The sequence below is a fragment of the Pseudomonas sp. NBRC 100443 genome (assembly GCF_030268185.1).
GTDB lineage: Bacteria > Pseudomonadota > Gammaproteobacteria > Pseudomonadales > Pseudomonadaceae > Pseudomonas > Pseudomonas citronellolis.
Map to the genome: position 1 here is coordinate 312,579 of NZ_BSQE01000001.1, position 17,146 is coordinate 329,724.

Below are 17,146 nucleotides of genomic sequence, written 5' to 3' on the forward strand. Positions count from 1 at the left end.
GGTCCCCTCTCCCTTCAGGGAGAGGGTTAGGGAGAGGGCGCTCTTCAGGCCACACACCGAACCTCGCCGGCTGACTGCTGTTCGCGAGCAAGCTCGCTCCTACGAAAAGCATCCTCCGGACTTGTGGGCCGGGCGTAGGGCGCATAACGCCTACAGCATTATCCGCCGTTTGACTCTGATCCCAGGCGCGCTTCGGGGGCGGTTGCGGAGTGCCTGTTTCCGGGCGCTCCGGCCTTGACCACCAAGCCGGGCATGGGCCGGGTGAAGCGGCGGATAACCGCGAACGGTTATTCGCCCTACGTCGAGGGTGGGCCGGGCGTAGGGCGCATAACGCCTACGGCGTTATCCGCCGTTTGACCTTGATTCCAGGCGCGCTTCGGGTTCGGTCACGGAGCGCCTCTTTCCGGGCGCTCCGAGTTCGACCGCGACGCTGGGCATGGCCAAGGTGAAACGGCGTATAACCGCGAACGGTTATACGCCCTACGCGGCGTTTCAGAACACCATCTGCCACTGCGCGATCAGCGCATGGTTCTGCGCCTGGCTGCCTTTCTCGCCGCTGTAGGCCAGGCCGATGCTGTGGCGGGCCGACAGGCCCAGGTCCAGGCCCAGGTCCAGCAGCAGGCTGTTGCGGTCCAGCGCCGTGCCCTGGACGCTGAAGGCGCCGCCGCCGGCGAGGAAGGCCTGGCGGGTGCTGCTGTCCAGGTCGCCGTAGGTGTGGCGCCAGCCCAGGCCCAGGCGCGGGGTCAGGCTCATGCCGTTGTCCAGGCTGGTGAGCCAGGCCGTGCGCACGCCCAGGGTGCTGCTGAAGTTGTGCTGGCTTTGCTCGTCCACGTGCAGGGCCGCGGCGCCGCCTTTTTCGTCGTAGGCGTCGCGCTTGTAGTACTGGTAGCCGAGGTTGGCGTAGGGCTCGGCGCTCAGGCGGCCGTCGCCGAGCTGGTAGCCGGCTTCGGCGAAGGCCTGCCAGCTGTGGGCGTCGTAGTCGCCCTTGGGGCGGTCGCTGAAGCCGTCGAACTCGACGCGGCGTTTGCTTTCGCCGTCGTGGCTGCTGTAGGCCGCGCCCAGGCGCAGGGCCAGCGGGCCGCCCTGGCGCAGGGCGTAGGTGCCCAGGTGCCAGCTGTCGATGTCGCCGGAGGTGCCGCCCTGGCCGTCGAGGTCGGTGTGCGAGTAGCCGCCCAGCACGCCCAGGCGCCATTGGCCGTCCAGCGCCCAGTCGGCGCCCAGCAGGGTGCCGCCGGTGTCCTGGTCGAGGTCGCCGCTGCCGTGCTCGCCGTCCAGTTGGCCGTGGCTGCCGATGCCTTGCAGCCAGAGGCGGCCGGCGGCGTTCGGGTCGTTCAGGTTGCGTGCCTCGCTGGGTACGCCGAGGGCGGCCAGTTGCGGGGTGTCGCGCTCGTCGCTGGCCACCAGCAGGCCGCCGCCGAACTGGCGCAGCGCGCCGAGCATGGCGCCGCCCACCGCCTGGCTGCCGGCCAGGGTGGCGGCGGCCAGGTTGGCGTTGCTGGCGCCGGCCAGCTGCTCCACGGCGCGGCCGGCGTTGCCGGCGTCGCTGGTGATCAGCGCGTTGTACAGCTGGCCCATGCCCTGGCCCTGCAGGGCGCTGGCGGCGTTGCGGCCGTTGCCGCTGCTGGCCAGGTCGGCGAACTGCACGTCGTTGCGCGTCAGTTGCAGGTCCACGCTGTTGGCGCCGTAGCCGAGGCTCGGGGTGAGGAAGGCGAAGTTGCTGCTGACCTCGGCGAACCGGCCGCTGACGCCGCCGCTGGCGTTCAGCACCTGGTAGCTGCTCTGCCAGGGATAGTTGCCGGGCCCGGCCTGCAGGGCCAGGCGCGCGCCGTCCAGGGTCGCGCTGCCATCCACTTGCAGGGTGGCGTGGCTGCCGTCGGCTTCCACGCCGTAGGCCAGGGTCGAGCCGCTGCGCAGGGCCAGGTCGCCGGTCACGTGGGTGGCGCCCTGCTGCGGGTTGGCCAGCAAGGTGCCGCTGACGTCCAGGCCGCCGACGCTGCCGCTGCCGGCATAGCTGGCGCCGCTGTCCACCAGCAGGCTGCCGGCGATGCCGCCCTGGTTGATCAGCTGGGCGCCGGCGAAGACTTCGCCGCCTTCGCTGAAGTCGCCGCTGCCAGTGAGGGTCCAGGCGCCCTGGCGCACCTCCAGGCGCTCGAAGTTGTGGCTCTGGCCGAAGCTGCCGCCGCGGGCGTCGTCGAAGCTCACCCGGTCATGGCCGTCGCCGCCGTCCACCAGGCCTTCGAAGCGGCTGCCGGCGAGCAGCGTCAGGCTGTCGTCGCCGCCGCCCAGCTCCAGGGCGATGCCGTTGCCGCCGTGGATCAGGCCGTCGTTGATCACGCTGTCGGCGAAGTCGCCGACCAGGCTCACGCCGCTGGAAGCCAGGCCTTCGATGGTGCCGTGGTTCTCCAGGGTGGTGGCGCCGTAGCCGCTGCCGGCGGAGCCGTCGTCCACCAGGATGCCGCGGCTGGCGCCGCTGATCAGCGCGCCGGCGGCGTTGTAGACGCTGCCGCCGCCCATGGCGATGCCTTCGCTGCCGTTGGGCTGGCCGCCCTTGTCGACGCCGGCCGCGCCTGTGCCTTCGATGATCCCGTGGTTCTCGATGTGGCCGATCAGGTCGATGTCCACGCCATCGCCGTCGCCATCGGGCACCAGGCCGTTGTAGGCGCCGGTGATGCGCCCGTAGTTGGTGACCGTGCCGTTGCCGTCGGAGCCGTAGCCCGAGCCGTTGCGGCCGATGATCACGCCGTCGGCGTAGTTGACCAGGGTGGCGCCGACGTCGGTGGTGATGCCGTGGCGGCCGCCGGAGATCAGCCCGTGGTTGTAGACGCTGCCGCCCTCGGTGTCCTGGAAGTCGATGCCGTCGTTCTTGGCGTCGGCGTCGATCATGTCGCCGCTGCTGATCTCGCCGTAGTTGGTGATGCTGGCGTTGGCGCCGGGGCGGATGCCGTCGTTGCCGTCGCCGTGGATGACGCCGGTCTCGCGGTTGATGATGGTCACCGGCACGCCGCTGCGCAGGTCGTCGAAGTCCACCGCCTGGCCGGTGGCCGAGCGGATGCTGCCGGCGTTGTCCAGCAGCAGGCTGCCGCTGTCGAAGCCGTCCTTCACCCGCACGGCGTCGTCGCTGGCGCTGATGCCGGCGCCGGCGCGGTTGTAGATCCGGTAGTCGCGGGTGGTCGCGGTGCTGCCCGAGCTTTCGATGGCGCGGCCGTTGCTGGCGGTGATCTGCCCGCTGTTGTCGACCACCACGCCGGCGCCGCTGGTGGCGTCCTTCAGGGCGACGGTCTTGTCGCTGGCGGTGATGCTGCCGCTTGCGGTGACCTGCAGGCTGGTCTCGCCGGAGAGCGTCTGCTTGCTGGTGCTGGGCGTGCTGATGACGATGGGGCCGGCGGGCGCGGCGTGGGCGCCGGCGCTGAAGACGAGGGCGATGCTGAACGCCAGCGGGGAAGGCTTGAACGACATGGCGACGACCTTTTTTCTTCTGGAAGTGGCCGTCGTTTATAGCGATGCAATCTTACGCTTTTGTAACCATGCTGGCTTTTTGCCCAGGCCGGGCGCGGGGCGCCCGGCCCTTGCCGTCACTGCTTGTAGTAGACGATCTGGTTGCTGGTGGCGAGCAGTTCGCCGGCCTCGCTCCACAGCTCCGCGGCCTGGTCGAAGTAGCCGTTGCGGAAGGCCTGGCCGCGGGCCTCGCCGAGCAGGTAGCCGCTGCCGACTTCGGCCAGTTGCGCGGCGTCGGTGTGGAAGTAGGTGGTGATCGACACGGTGCCGGCCGGCACCGGGGTGGCGCGGCGCAGCCAGACGCGCGGGTAGAAGATGTCGCTCATCGCCGCCAGCGCCGGGAAGTCCAGGGCCCGCGGCTGGGCGTCGCGCAGCCAGAGGCGGGTGCGGCTGTGCTCGCCGCTGCCGTCCCAGGTGCTGGGGAAGGCGCCGTCGATGGCGCGCATCTCGTACTGCTGCGCCCAGGCCACGCCCTTGCCGCTGGTGTTCAGCGGCGGCGTCTGCGCCGGCGCCGTGGCCTGCGGGCGCGCCAGGTCGAGCTCGCTCCAGGTCTCGCGGCGCAGAGCGGTGACCGCGGTGCCGGTGGTGGAGACCTGCTCCACGCCGTCGCCGTCCACCTGGCTCAGTTGCAGCAGCCAGTGCTGGGTGGAGCGGTTGGTGCGGATCGGCGTGGCGCGCACGGCGAAGGCGCCGGCCTCGATGGCGGCGGCGAAGTTCACCGTCAGCGCGACGGGCGCGCCGAGCAGCCGCGGGTGGCGCAGCACGGCCTGCAGCAGGGTGGCGGCGGTGATGCCGCCGAAGGGCCCGACCATGTTCCAGTAGTCGGCGCTGGTGTGGCCGTGGAACAGGTCGGCGTCGCGGGCGTCGGCTTCCAGGGCCAGGGCGCGGTCGAAGGGGTGCAGGGCGGAGTCGGTCATGCTCGGTGCTCTCGGCGCGGGTATCCGGTCCTTTTAGGGGAGCGGCCCGGGCGCGGTCAAGCGAACCGGGCGGTCAGGGCGTGACCTCGAAACGCAGGGTGCCGATCACCTGGCCGACCTCGGTGATCACCTGCACCTGCCAGCGCCCGGTCGGGTCGGCGGGGAAGTTCTGCTTGTGCGTCCAGGCGCGGTAGCCGGCCTCGCGGCCGCCGTGGATGTCCAGGGCGATGCGGTCGACTTCCTGGCCGTTGTGCAGCCACACGTGGAAGATGCGCTCGTCCAGGCCGCGCGGCGCGCTGATGGCGGTGTAGGCGTAGAGGCCCTGGGCGCGGATCTGCGCGGCGCCGACCTGCTCGACGCTGTCGCCGGGGGTGCGCTGGCTGTTGTCGAACTGCTCGGTGACCGCCATTTCCGCCAGCCACAGGGTGGACGGCGGCACCCAGGCGCGGCCGAACCAGCCGACCACGCCGATGCACAGGGTCAGGCCGAGCAGGGCGAACCAGCGCCACCACTTGTGGATGCCCACCGACACCACCAGGCTGGGGAAGGACAGCGCCACGGCGATGCCCAGGGCCCAGCGGTAGCTTTCCGGGGTGCTCAGCTGGAGGATCAGCGGCAGCGCGGTGAGCAGCACGGCGAACAGCGTCAGGGTGTGGTAGCCGAGGAAGGTCCAGCGCCGCGGCGCCAGCCACTTGTAGTAGACCGGGTCGGTGATGGCGATCAGCCCGGCCAGCCCCAGGGCGCCGGTGAACAGGGCCTGGCCGCTGTTCCAGGTGGTGGTGACGAAGAAGAACGGCAGGACGAAGAACAGGCTTTCCTGGTGGATCAGTTGGGTCGCGTAGCGCAGCAGCCCCGGCGGCACCGACCAGCCGAAGCGCTCCTTGAAGCGCTGGGTGAGCAGGTTCTCCAGCATCAGCCAGAGCCAGCTGACCAGCATGACGATGGCCATGGCGCGGGCGAAGCCGGCGCGGTGGCGGTCGACCATCATGAAGCTGAACAGCCCCGAGCAGAAGCCGAACAGGGCGACCAGCCGCGGGTAGCGTTCGAGGAGCGAGAGGGCCAGCGCGATCAGGCGCTGCACGCGGGATTTCAACACAAGCATGACGAAAGGCCGAAGCCGGACAACCGGAAGGCCGGGGATTGTAGCGCTTGTGCCGGGCGCGGGGCAGCGGCGCTGGACGGAGGGTAGGGGGCCGGCGGCTCTTCGTAGGAGCGGACCTTGTCCGCGATAGCCGGCGGTTCCGGCGCGATTCGCGGATGAGATCCGCTCCGCTGCGCCACCCGCACCGTCCCCATGTAGGAGCGCGCCCTGCGCGCGATTCGCGGGCAGGGCCCGCTCCTACAAGGGTTGGCATTCAGCCCCGTAGGATGGGTATCGCTCCGCTCAACCCATCCTACGAAGGCTGGTGTGCGGGCTCTGACACCACCCCGCCACTCAGTTCCTCGCGGGCATAGTCGACGAACAGCCGCGCCGGCTTGGTCAGCTGCGCGCGCTTGAGCCAGGCGGCCACCAGGCCGGAGGCGCTGACGTCTTCGGCGATGTTCACCATCACCACCTTCTTGCCGTCGTAGGTGCATTCCGAATGCGGCCGGGTGACCAGCACCGAGAAGCCGAAGCCCTGGCCGACCATGCCGCGCACCATCTCGATGGAAGGCGAGCTGAAGGCGATGTTCGGCGTCAGCCCCAGTTCCTCGAAGATGCTCACGAAATAGGTGCGGCTGGGCTGCACGTCGAGCAGGATCATCGGTTCCAGCGCCAGGTCGCGCAGCGACACCTGGGCCTGGCGGGCGAAGCGGTGGTCGGCCGGGAGCAGGGCGTAGGGGCGCTGCGCCGGCATCAGCGGCTCGGTCTCGATGGTGCCGTCGAGGTCGTGGCGGTACAGCAGGGCCAGGTCGAAGCGCCCGGAGGTCAGGCCCTGCACCAGTTCCTGCTGCTCGCCGTCGCGGATGCGGATCTCCACCCCCGGGTAGCGCTCGCGGAAGCCGGCGATCAGCCGCGGCAGGTACAGCGGCGCCACCGTCTCGAAGCAGGCCAGGTCGATCTGCCCGGCCACCACGTCGTTGTCGGCCAGGGCGTTCTGCTCGAACTCGTGGGCCATGCGCAGCAGTTCCTGGGCCTTGCGGTAGAAACGCGCGCCGCTGGGGGTGAGGGACACGCCCTGGGCGTGGTGGCGGATGAACAGCTGCACGCCGAAGCTCTCTTCCAGGCCCTTGATCGCCGTGGAGATCGACGGCTGGGCGATGTAGAGCTTGCGCGAGGCCTCGGCCACGCTGCCGCATTCCACTGTGGTCACGAAATACTTCAATTGCCGCAAGGTATAGGAAGCCACTGCAAGACCTCTATGGCGCGGCTTCGCCGGTGGCGTGCGCGCTCTCGTTGTGTCATCGGTTCATCGGAAAGCAAGGATCGGGCCCGCCGGCAGGCGCCGGGGAGCGCCGAGGCGCCTCCAGGTGCCGCACCATAACCCAGCATGGCGCACTTTGCCGGTGCGCGCCTGCCCAGCTTTTTCATATACCCCGAAGACATATTTAATATTTTTCCTCCGCCGGGGCATGCGCGACCATCAGGGCACCACAGAACAAAACAATAATTGCTCGTGAGCAGGAGTGCCCTGGTGTATCAACTCAGCGACTGGCAGCAGCGTGCAGCCCGCCAGACCTTCATCGACGCCGCCCTGATCGATGGCCGCCGCATGGCCGCCGCCGACGGCGCCACCTTCGCATCCATCGACCCGGCCACCAACCGCCTGCTGGCCAACGTCGCCGCCTGTGGCGCGACCGAAGTCGACGCCGCCGTGCGCAGCGCCCGCCGTGCCTTCGAGCAGGGCCCCTGGGCACGCATGGCGCCGCGCGAGCGCAAGGCCGTGCTGCTGAAGCTGGCCGAGCTGATGCTGGCCCACCGCGACGAGCTGGCCCTGCTGGACTCGCTGAACATGGGCAAGCCGGTGATGGACGCCTGGAACATCGATGTGCCCGGCGCCGCCGGCGTCTTCTCCTGGTACGCCGAGGCCCTGGACAAGCTCTATGACCAGGTCGCCCCGACCGCGCCCAGCGCCCTGGCCACCATCACCCGCGCGCCCCTGGGCGTGATCGGCGCCGTGGTGCCGTGGAACTTCCCCCTCGACATGGCCGCCTGGAAACTGGCCCCGGCCCTGGCCGCCGGCAACTCGGTGGTGCTCAAGCCGGCCGAGCAGTCGCCGTTCTCGGCTTTGCGCCTGGCCGAGCTGGCCCTGGAGGCCGGCCTGCCCGAGGGCGTGCTGAATGTGGTGCCGGGCCTCGGCGAGCACGCCGGCAAGGCCCTGGGCCTGCACCCGGACGTGGACTGCCTGGTGTTCACCGGCTCCACCGAAGTGGGCAAGTACTTCATGCAGTATTCCGCCCAGTCCAACCTCAAGCAGGTATGGCTGGAGTGTGGCGGCAAGAGCCCGAACCTCGTGTTCGCCGATTGCCGCGACCTCGATCTTGCGGCTGAAAAAGCGGCATTCGGCATTTTCTTCAACCAGGGCGAGGTCTGCTCGGCCAACTCGCGGCTACTGGTGGAGCGCTCCATCCACGACGAATTCGTCGAGCGCCTGATCGCCAAGGCCCGCGACTGGGCTCCGGGCGACCCGCTGGACCCGGCCAGCCGCGCCGGCGCCATCGTCGACGCCAAGCAGACCGCCAGCATCCTGCGCTTCATCGAGGAAACCCGCGGCAGCGCCGCTACCCTGGCCTGCGGCGGCCGCCAGCTGAGCTTCAATGGGTCGGGCAACTTCATCGAGCCGACCATCTTCACCAACGTCGACCCGCAGCAGCGCCTGGCCCGCGAGGAAGTCTTCGGCCCGGTGCTGGCGGTGACCGCCTTCGACAGCGAGGACGAGGCCCTGCGGCTGGCCAACGACAGCCCCTTCGGCCTGGCCGCCTCGGTGTGGAGCGACGACCTCAACCGCGCCCACCGCGTGGCCGGCCGGTTGAACGTCGGCACCGTGTCGGTGAACACCGTGGACGCCCTGGACCCGGCCATCCCCTTCGGCGGCGGCAAGCAGTCCGGCTTCGGCCGCGACCTGTCGCTGCATTCGTTCGACAAGTACACCCAGCTGAAAACCACCTGGTTCCAGCTGCGCTGAGGGCAGCCCCGGGGCCGGCGCACCGCCGGCCCGTGCTGCCCCGGCGAACCGCTCGAGACGGCCGGTGAGACTGCCCAGGTAAGTCCGTCGCCCTCGATCCCCTGCAAACCCCTCAGGCCGGCTGCCGGAGCACCGCCGAGGGAACTAGGAGAAAGTCGATGACCGACAACACCAAAGCGCAACGCGAAACCCGTGACTACCAGGCGGCCGACGCGGCCCACCACATCCACGCCTTCCTCGACCAGAAGGCGCTGAACGCCGAAGGCCCGCGGGTGATGGTGCGCGGTGAGGGCCTGTACCTGTGGGACAACGACGGCAACCGCTACCTGGATGGCATGTCCGGCCTGTGGTGCACCCAGCTGGGCTACGGGCGCAAGGACCTGACCGCCGCGGCGAGCGCGCAGATGGACCAGCTGCCGTACTACAACATGTTCTTCCACACCACCCACCCGGCGGTGATCGAGCTGTCCGAGCTGCTCTTCAGCCTGGTGCCGGGCCACTACAGCCATGCCATCTACACCAACTCCGGCTCCGAATCCAACGAGGTGCTGATCCGCACCGTGCGCCGCTACTGGCAGATCCTCGGCAAGCCGCAGAAGAAGATCATGATCGGCCGCTGGAACGGCTACCACGGCTCGACCCTGGCGGCCACCGCGCTGGGCGGCATGAAGTTCATGCACGAGATGGGCGGGATGATCCCGGACATCGCCCACATCGACGAGCCCTACTGGTTCGCCAACGGCGGCGACCTCACCCCCGAGGAGTTCGGCCGCCGCTGCGCGCAGCAGCTGGAGGACAAGATTCTCGAGCTGGGCGCCGAGAACGTCGCCGGCTTCATCGCCGAGCCGTTCCAGGGCGCCGGCGGCATGATCTTCCCGCCGGAGAGCTACTGGCCGGAAATCCAGCGCATCTGCCGCAAGTACGACGTGCTGCTGTGCGCCGACGAAGTGATCGGCGGCTTCGGCCGCACCGGCGAATGGTTCGCCCACCAGCACTTCGGCTTCGAGCCGGACACCCTGTCCATCGCCAAGGGCCTGACCAGCGGCTACATCCCCATGGGCGGCCTGGTGCTGAGCAAGCGCATCGCCGAGGTGCTGGTGGAGCAGGGCGGCGTGTTCGCCCACGGCCTGACCTACTCCGGCCACCCGGTGGCGGCGGCGGTGGCCGTGGCCAACCTCAAGGCGCTGCGCGACGAGGGCATCGTCACCCAGGTCAAGAACGACACCGGCCCCTACCTGCAGCAGTGCCTGCGCGAGGTGTTCGGCAACCACCCGCTGATCGGCGAGATCCAGGGCGCCGGCCTGGTGGCGGCGCTGCAGTTCGTGCAGGACAAGGCCACCCGCAAGCGCTTCGACAACGAGAACGACCTGGCCTGGCGCTGCCGCACCATCGGCTTCGAGGAGGGCGTGATCATCCGTTCCACCCTCGGCCGCATGATCATGGCCCCGGCCCTGGTGGCCGGCCGCGCCGAGCTGGACGAACTGGTGGACAAGACGCGCATCGCGGTGGACCGCACCGCGAAAGAGATCGGCGTGCTCTGACGCCAGTCTCGCAGGCGCTGCCTTCCGTAGGATGGCGTTGAGCGCAGCGATACCCATCGATGGGTATCGCCGCGCACATCCCCTCCTGCGAGCAGCGCCCTTCGCCACAACCGAACAACAACGCCGCGGGCCCACGCAGGCCCGTGCCGTGGAACCTTTTTGCCGCCCGTTCGGCAACTGCCCAGCAATCCAAACCAACAACGCCAACCGGCTGTGGGAGTTCGTTCCATGAAATCGTCCTTGCATTGCATCCTCGCCTGCGCGGTCCTCGCCGCCACCGGCGCCGCCCAGGCGCAGGATCTCACGGTGATCTCCTTCGGCGGCGCCACCAAGGCCGCCCAGGACCTGGCCTACTTCAAACCCTTCGATGCCAGCGGCGCCGGCAAGGTGATCGCCGGCGAGTACAACGGCGAGATGGCCAAGGTGAAGGCCATGGTCAACGTCGGCAAGGTCACCTGGGACGTGGTCGAGGTGGAAAGCCCCGAGCTGCTGCGCGGCTGCGACGAGGGCCTGTTCGAGCGCATCGACCCGGCCGCCATCGGCGACGAGTCGAAGTTCGTCCCCGGCACCTTCAGCGAGTGCGGCGTGGCCACCTACGTCTGGTCGATGGTCATGGCCTACGACAGCAAGCGCCTGGCCAAGGCGCCGACTTCCTGGGCGGACTTCTGGAACGTCAAGGACTACCCGGGCAAGCGCGGCCTGCGCAAGGGCGCCAAGTACACCCTGGAAGTGGCCCTGCTGGCCGACGGCGTGAAGCCCGAGGACCTGTACAAGGTGCTGGGCACCCCCGAGGGCGTCAGCCGCGCCTTCAAGAAGCTCGACGAGATCAAGCCCTACATCCAGTGGTGGGAAGCCGGCGCGCAGCCGCCGCAGTGGCTGGCCGCCGGCGACGTGGTGATGAGCGCCGCCTACAACGGCCGCATCGCCGCCGCGCAGAAGGAAGGCGTGCCGCTGGCCATCGTCTGGCCGGGCAGCCTCTACGACCCGGAATACTGGGCAGTGGTCAAGGGCACGCCGAACAAGGCCCTGGCCGAGAAGTTCATCGCCTTCGCCAGCCAGCCGCAGACGCAGAAGGTGTTCTCCGAGAACATCCCCTACGGCCCGGTGCACAAGGGCACCCTGGAACTGCTGCCGGCCGACGTGCAGGCCGCGCTGCCCACCGCCCCGGCCAACCTGCAGGGCGCCCGCTCGGTGGACTCGGCCTTCTGGGTCGACCACGGCGAGGAACTGGAACTGCGCTTCAACGCCTGGGCGGCCCGCTGAGGCCCCCGGCCAACCCGAGTGCCCGGCGTGCCGGGCACCGCTTTGCCTTGCGAGAACCACAATGACAACGACGCAAACCCCGGCGGCGACCCTGGAGCTGAGCACCATCCAGCCCATCGCCCGGCACGAACGCCACGGCCGCGCCCGCGACCTCTTCACCATCTGGTTCGGCAGCAACATCATGCTGCTCACCGTGGTCACGGGGGCGCTGGCCGTCACCGTGTTCCAGCTGTCCTTCGTCGCCGCGCTGCTGGCGCTGGTGCTGGGCAACCTGGTGGGCGGGGTGTTCATGGCCCTGCACTCGGCCCAGGGGCCACAGCTGGGCGTGCCGCAGATGGTGCAGACGCGCGGTCAGTTCGGCTCCTTCGGCTCGCTGCTGGTGGTGGCCCTGGTGGTGATCATGTACCTGGGCTTCTTCGCCTCCAACCTGGTGCTCGGCGGCCAGACGCTGCACGCGCGCTTCCCGGCCGTGGCCACCAACGCCGGCATCCTGCTGGTAGGCGCGGTCAGCGTGGTCGCCACCGTCTTCGGCTACCGCCTGATCCACGGCTACACTCGGCTGATGTCCTGGCTGTCCGGCGCGGTGCTGCTGGTCAGCTTCGCCTGGGTGCTGTTCATCCACGGCCTGCCGGCGGACTTCCTGCAGCGCAACGGCTTCAACCTGCCGGGCTTCCTCGGCGCGCTGTCGATCGCCGCGCTCTGGCAGCTGGCCTATGCCCCCTACGTTTCCGACTACTCGCGCTACATGCCGCAGGACACCGGCGCGCGCACCGCGTTCTGGTCCAGCTACTGGGGCTGCTGCCTGGGTTCGATCCTGCCCATGGTCCTGGGCGTGATCGTCGGCCTGTGCCTGGACGGCGGCGACGTGGTCGCCGGGCTGATCGGCATGACCGGCGGCTTCAGCGCCGTGCTGGTGGCGGTGTTCTCCATCGGCATCGCCGCCACCAACGCCATGAACCTGTACTGCGGCACGCTCTCGGCGATCACCGTCGGCCAGACGCTGATCCCGGCCTGGGCGGCCGGCGCCGGCTGGCGCGCGCTGATCGCCCTGAGCCTGTTCGGCGGCTCGCTGGCCATCGCGCTGCTCGGCCAGGACAACTTCATGGCCAACTACACCAACTTCATCCTGCTGCTGCTCTACGTGCTGGTGCCCTGGAGCGCGATCAACCTGGTCGACTACTACCTGGTCGCCCACGGCCAGTACGACGTGCTGTCGTTCTTCCGCCGCGACGGCGGCATCTACGGCACCTTCAACTGGACCGCGGTGAACTGCTACGTGCTGGGCATCCTGGTGCAGGTGCCGTTCATGTCCACCGAGCTGTACACCGGGGTAGTGGCGCGCGCCATGAACGGCGCCGACATCTCCTGGATCGTCGGCCTGGGTGTGGTCTCGCCGGTCTACTGGCTGTTCAGCCGCAAGCGCCAGCGCGCCCTGGCGGAGGCCCGCGCATGAGCCGCCGCACCGGGTTCTTCTTCGACGAACGCTGCTTCTGGCACGCCGCCGGGCTGCACGCGCTGATCCTCCCGGTGGGCGGCTGGCTGCAGCCGCCGGCCGGCAGCGGCCACGCCGAGTCGGCGGAGAGCAAGCGGCGGCTGAAGAGCCTGATGGATGTCTCGGGCCTGAGTGCGAAGCTCAGGCTCGCCAGCGCGCCGTTGGCCAGCGAGGAAGACCTGCTGCGCGTCCACCCGCTGGACTACCTGCAACGCTTCAAGGCCATGAGCGACGCCGGCCATGGCGAGCTGGGCGAGGAGGCCATGGTCGGCCCCGGCACCTACGAGATCGCCCGGCAGTCCGCCGGGCTGGCCATCGCCGCGGTGGACGCGGTGCTCAGCGGCGAACTGGACAACGCCTACGCGCTGTCGCGGCCGCCGGGCCACCATTGCCTGGCCGACCGCGGCATGGGCTTCTGCTACCTGGCCAACATCGCCGTGGCGGTGGAGGCGGCCAAGGCGCGCCACGGCATCCGCCGCGTCGCCGTGCTGGACTGGGACGTGCACCACGGCAACGGCACCCAGTCGATCTTCTATGGCCGCGACGACGTGCTGACTCTGTCGATCCACCAGGCCGACTGCTTCCCGGTGGGTTCCGGCGCCGTGGAAGAGCAGGGCGAAGGCGCCGGCCTGGGCGCCAACGTCAACGTGCCGCTGTACCCCGGCAGCGGCGACGACGCCTATCGCCACGCCATGCAGCGCATCATAGTGCCGGCCCTGGAGCGCTTCCGCCCGGAGCTGATCGTGGTCGCCTGCGGCTTCGACGCCAACGGCGTGGACCCGCTGGCGCGCATGCTCGCCCACAGCGAGACCTTCCGCGCCCTCACCCGCAGCGTGCGCGAGGCCGCCGAGCGCCTGTGCGACGGGCGCCTGGTGCTGGTCCACGAGGGCGGCTACGCCGAAGCCTACGTGCCCTTCTGCGGTCACGCGGTGATCGAGGAACTGGCCGGGGCGGCCACCGAGGTGGTCGACCCCTTCCTGCCGATGCTCGAAGGCCAGCAGCCGGACGCGGACTTCCGCGCCTTCCAGCGCCAGGCCATCGAGCGCATGGCGCAGAAGCTGGGCCTGTAGGCCGGGATCAAGCCTGCGGCAGCGTGCCCGGGCGCAGGTAAGCCAGCACGTGCGCGACGTAGTCGGCCTTGCCCAGTTCGATGCCCAGGCTGCGCAGGATGGCGTAGGCGGTGATGCAGTGGAAATAGAACTGCGGGAACGACCAGTCGCGGGCGTACTGCTGGCTGTCCATGTCGAAGATGATGCCGTTGGGCAGGTCGAGCGCGATCGGCGCCTCGGGCCGGCCATCGAGCGCGTCGCCGGGCAGGTCGGCGAGCGCTGCCAGCGCTTCGGCGATGCAGGCCCGGGCCTCGGCCAGGGTGCCCGGCCGCTCGTTCGACGCCCAGCCGTCGTTGCGCACCTGCAGCCACGCCTGCGGAACGGCCAGGCCACGTAGGCGGTAGGTCGGCTCCAGCGCCTGGAAGCAGGCGAAGCGCACCTGCGCGGCCAGCGGGTACATGTCCGGCGCCAGGCGTTGCGCCATCAGTTCGTCGACGTCGTTGCCGGCAGCGCTTTCATGGGCGGCGGCCTTGTCGAGCCATTGCGACAGGTTCGTGAGCATGTGGGTGAACGAGGGAACGAGAAGGCTGGTCAGCGGCATGGCGGGCTCCGGGAAAGGGGAGCCGTCAGCTTAGTCCGGGCTCGCCGGCCGTGCTGCGCCATGAAGTCCCTGTCGTACTCGGCCTGCTGTGGATATCGCGGACGGAGTCCGCTCCTACACCTCCAGGGAAGCACGGCTTTTCGTAGGATGGGTTGAGCGAAGCGATACCCATCCTACGAAGAGCATGCGGCGCGTGCTGGCTGTGGGTCCTTTGTCTCCGGCTGACCCCAGCCTCCCCGCACACGCCGAACGGTCCCCTCTCCCTCCGGGAGAGGGTTAGGGTGAGGGGCCGTTGAGGCACGGGGCGTCATGTTTACCGTAGCGGGCCCTGCCCGCGATTCGCGCGCAGGGCGCGCTCCTACAGGGGAATGCCGCGCAAAAAAAGAGGGAGCCCGAAGGCTCCCCTGGAGAGAAACCGCGGCGGGGGACGCCGCGGTCGGAGCGCTGGCCGCGGCTCAGGCGGCGCGGAACAGGTTGTGCGGGTCGATGACGAATTTCTTCGGCACGCCGGCATCGAACTCGCCGTAGCCTTTCGGCGCCTCGTCCAGGGTGATGACTTCCACCCCGACGATGTCGGCGATCTTGATGCGGTCCCACATGATCGCCTGCATCAGCTGGCGGTTGTACTTCATCACCGGGGTCTGGCCGGTGTGGAAGCTGTGCGACTTGGCCCAGCCCAGGCCGAAGCGGATGCTCAGGCTGCCGTGCTTGGCGGCGTCGTCCACCGCGCCCGGGTCCTCGGTGACGTACAGGCCCGGGATGCCGATCTGGCCGGCCACCCGGGTGATGCCCATCAGCGAGTTGAGCACGGTGGCCGGGGCCTCGTGCTGCGAACCGGAATGGCCGTGGCCGCGGGCCTCGAAGCCCACCGCGTCGACCGCGCAGTCCACTTCCGGCTCGCCCAGCAGGTCGGCGATCTGCTCGTGCAGCGGGGTGTCCTTGGACAGGTCGGCGATCTCGAAGCCCTGGGCCTTGGCGTGGGCCAGGCGGGTCGGGTTGACGTCGCCGATGATCACCACCGCGGCGCCCAGCAGGCGGGCTGAGGCGGCAGCGGCCAGGCCCACGGGGCCTGCGCCGGCGATGTACACGCTGCTGCCCGGACCGACGCCGGCGGTGACCGCGCCGTGGTAGCCGGTGGGCAGGATGTCGGACAGGCAGGTCAGGTCGCGGATCTTCTCCATGGCCTTCTCGCGGTCCGGCAGCTTCAGCAGGTTGAAGTCGGCGTAGGGCACCAGCACGTATTCGGCCTGGCCGCCGACCCAGCCGCCCATGTCGACGTAGCCGTAGGCGCCGCCGGCGCGGGCCGGGTTGACCGTCAGGCAGACGCCGGTGTGCTGCTCCTTGCAGGTGCGGCAGTGGCCGCAGGCGACGTTGAAGGGCACCGAGACCAGGTCGCCGATCTTCATGGTTTCCACGCCGCGGCCGATCTCCACCACCTCGCCGGTGATCTCGTGGCCCAGCACCAGGCCGGTGGGCGCGGTGGTGCGGCCGCGCACCATGTGCTGGTCGGAGCCGCAGATATTGGTGGAGACCACCCGCAGGATCACCCCGTGGTCGATCTGCTTGCCTTGCGGGTCCTGCATCTTGGGATAGGGGATGTTCTGAACTTCGACCTTACCTGGGCCGAGATAAACCACACCACGATTGCCAGACATACGCATTCCTCTTTTTTGTCGTTGTGGGTACAAATGCGCGGCGCGGCGGCCACGCGGCTTTGCACTGGGAATTCGAGCTGGAAGCTCAAAGCGCGAAGCTTGAAGCCAGGCCGCATGCTTCCAGCTCCAGGCTTCCCGCTTCCAACTGCTCTTTTTAGAGAACCACCGTCCGATTCGCGTTGAGGAACACCCTCCGCTCGATGTGGTAGCCCACCGCTCGCGCCAGGGTCAGGCACTCGACGTCGCGGCCCTTGGCGATCAGGTCCTCGGGGTAGTGGGCGTGGTCCACGGCCTCGACGCCCTGGGCGATGATCGGGCCCTCGTCGAGGTCGTTGTTGATGTAGTGGGCGGTGGCGCCGACCAGCTTGACGCCCTTCTGGTACGCCTGGTGGTAGGGCTTGGCGCCCTTGAAGCCGGGCAGCAGCGAGTGGTGGATGTTGATCGCCCAGCCGTCCAGCCTGCGGCACAGCTCAGGGGAGAGCACCTGCATATAGCGGGCGAGGATCACCAGTTCCGCGCCGCTTTGCTCGATCACCTGCCACACCTTGGCTTCCTGGGCGGCCTTGTCCTGCGGGTCGAGGGCGAAGTGGTGGTAGGGGATGCCGTGCCAGCGCGCCAGGGGCTCCAGGTCCGGGTGGTTGGAGACCACCGCCGCCACGTCCATCGGCAGCTGGCCGATGCGCTGGCGGTAGAGCAGGTCGTTCAGGCAGTGGTCGGCCTTGGAGACCATGATCACCACCTTGCTGCGGTAGCCCGGCGGGGTCAGTTCGGTCTTCATCTGGAAGGGCTCGACGCGCTCGGCCAGGCTGGCGCGGAAGGCCGCCTCGTCGAAGCCGGGCGGGGCGCGGAACTCCACGCGGATGAAGAAGCGCTGGGCCAGGCGGTCGTCGAAGGAGTGGTGCTCGGTGACGTAGCACTGCTGTTCGAACAGGTGGCGCGTCACCACGTCGACGGTGCCGAGCAGGCTCGGGCTGTCGGCGGTGAGGATCCAGGTATCGGGGGTGCGGCTCATGACGTGGCTCCGGTG

General features: G+C 69.3%; 12 protein-coding genes and 1 pseudogene. 6 read left to right on the forward strand and 7 right to left on the reverse strand.

The features are described from left to right. Window positions 1–492 precede the first annotated feature (492 nt). From QSJ95_RS01420 to QSJ95_RS01435, 4 genes are all read right to left on the reverse strand, one after another. Window positions 493–3,456 (reverse strand): autotransporter outer membrane beta-barrel domain-containing protein, encoded by a 2,964-nt coding sequence (locus QSJ95_RS01420; protein ID WP_285639359.1) that lies wholly within the window; start codon window positions 3,454–3,456, stop codon window positions 493–495. Between the two features lie 116 nt (window positions 3,457–3,572). Continuing rightward, on the reverse strand, window positions 3,573–4,412 hold the full coding sequence (locus QSJ95_RS01425) for an acyl-CoA thioesterase (RefSeq protein ID WP_058487876.1): 840 nt from the start codon (window positions 4,410–4,412) through the stop codon (window positions 3,573–3,575). Between the two features lie 73 nt (window positions 4,413–4,485). Next, a complete protein-coding gene (locus QSJ95_RS01430) occupies window positions 4,486–5,514 on the reverse strand; it encodes a DUF5924 family protein (RefSeq protein ID WP_043312483.1) in 1,029 nt (342 codons plus the stop codon). Window positions 5,515–5,806: 292 nt separating this feature from the next. Further along, window positions 5,807–6,742, reverse strand: a complete 936-nt coding sequence (locus QSJ95_RS01435; RefSeq protein WP_064581566.1) for a LysR family transcriptional regulator — start codon at window positions 6,740–6,742, stop codon at window positions 5,807–5,809. 285 nt (window positions 6,743–7,027) lie between these two features. On the opposite strand from QSJ95_RS01435, the gene QSJ95_RS01440 reads away from it, so the two are divergent. From QSJ95_RS01440 to QSJ95_RS01460, 6 genes and pseudogenes are all read left to right on the forward strand, one after another. After that, window positions 7,028–8,518, forward strand: a complete 1,491-nt coding sequence (locus QSJ95_RS01440; protein WP_064581567.1) for an aldehyde dehydrogenase — start codon at window positions 7,028–7,030, stop codon at window positions 8,516–8,518. Window positions 8,519–8,563: 45 nt separating this feature from the next. Next, a pseudogene (locus QSJ95_RS32920) lies at window positions 8,564–8,637 on the forward strand (hypothetical protein); the annotation flags it as partial. Window positions 8,638–8,676: 39 nt separating this feature from the next. Next, window positions 8,677–10,059, forward strand: a complete 1,383-nt coding sequence (locus QSJ95_RS01445; RefSeq protein ID WP_009614644.1) for an aspartate aminotransferase family protein — start codon at window positions 8,677–8,679, stop codon at window positions 10,057–10,059. Window positions 10,060–10,287: 228 nt separating this feature from the next. After that, window positions 10,288–11,322 carry a gamma-aminobutyric acid-binding protein gene (locus tag QSJ95_RS01450; RefSeq protein WP_285639374.1) on the forward strand — a complete coding sequence of 345 codons (1,035 nt, stop codon included), beginning with the start codon at window positions 10,288–10,290 and terminating at the stop codon, window positions 11,320–11,322. Between the two features lie 61 nt (window positions 11,323–11,383). Next, window positions 11,384–12,775, forward strand: coding sequence for a purine-cytosine permease family protein (locus tag QSJ95_RS01455; RefSeq protein ID WP_253391031.1), 1,392 nt, complete (start codon window positions 11,384–11,386; stop codon window positions 12,773–12,775). Then, entirely contained in the window at window positions 12,772–13,884 is a 1,113-nt protein-coding gene (locus tag QSJ95_RS01460) for a histone deacetylase-like amidohydrolase (protein WP_285639376.1), read from the forward strand. The genes QSJ95_RS01455 and QSJ95_RS01460 overlap by 4 nt, the downstream gene beginning before the upstream one ends. A gap of 7 nt (window positions 13,885–13,891) precedes the next feature. On the opposite strand, the gene QSJ95_RS01465 is transcribed toward QSJ95_RS01460, so the two are convergent. The 3 genes from QSJ95_RS01465 to purU all read right to left on the reverse strand — a co-directional run bounded on the left by QSJ95_RS01465 (window position 13,892) and on the right by purU (window position 17,131). Beyond that, on the reverse strand, window positions 13,892–14,464 hold the full coding sequence (locus QSJ95_RS01465; RefSeq protein ID WP_285639378.1) for a DUF1993 domain-containing protein: 573 nt from the start codon (window positions 14,462–14,464) through the stop codon (window positions 13,892–13,894). Between the two features lie 455 nt (window positions 14,465–14,919). Next, a complete protein-coding gene (gene fdhA, locus QSJ95_RS01470; RefSeq protein WP_061560310.1) occupies window positions 14,920–16,119 on the reverse strand; it encodes a formaldehyde dehydrogenase, glutathione-independent in 1,200 nt (399 codons plus the stop codon). A 154-nt stretch (window positions 16,120–16,273) separates the two neighbouring features. Further along, on the reverse strand, window positions 16,274–17,131 hold the full coding sequence (purU, locus tag QSJ95_RS01475; protein WP_058073090.1) for a formyltetrahydrofolate deformylase: 858 nt from the start codon (window positions 17,129–17,131) through the stop codon (window positions 16,274–16,276). Window positions 17,132–17,146 lie beyond the last annotated feature (15 nt).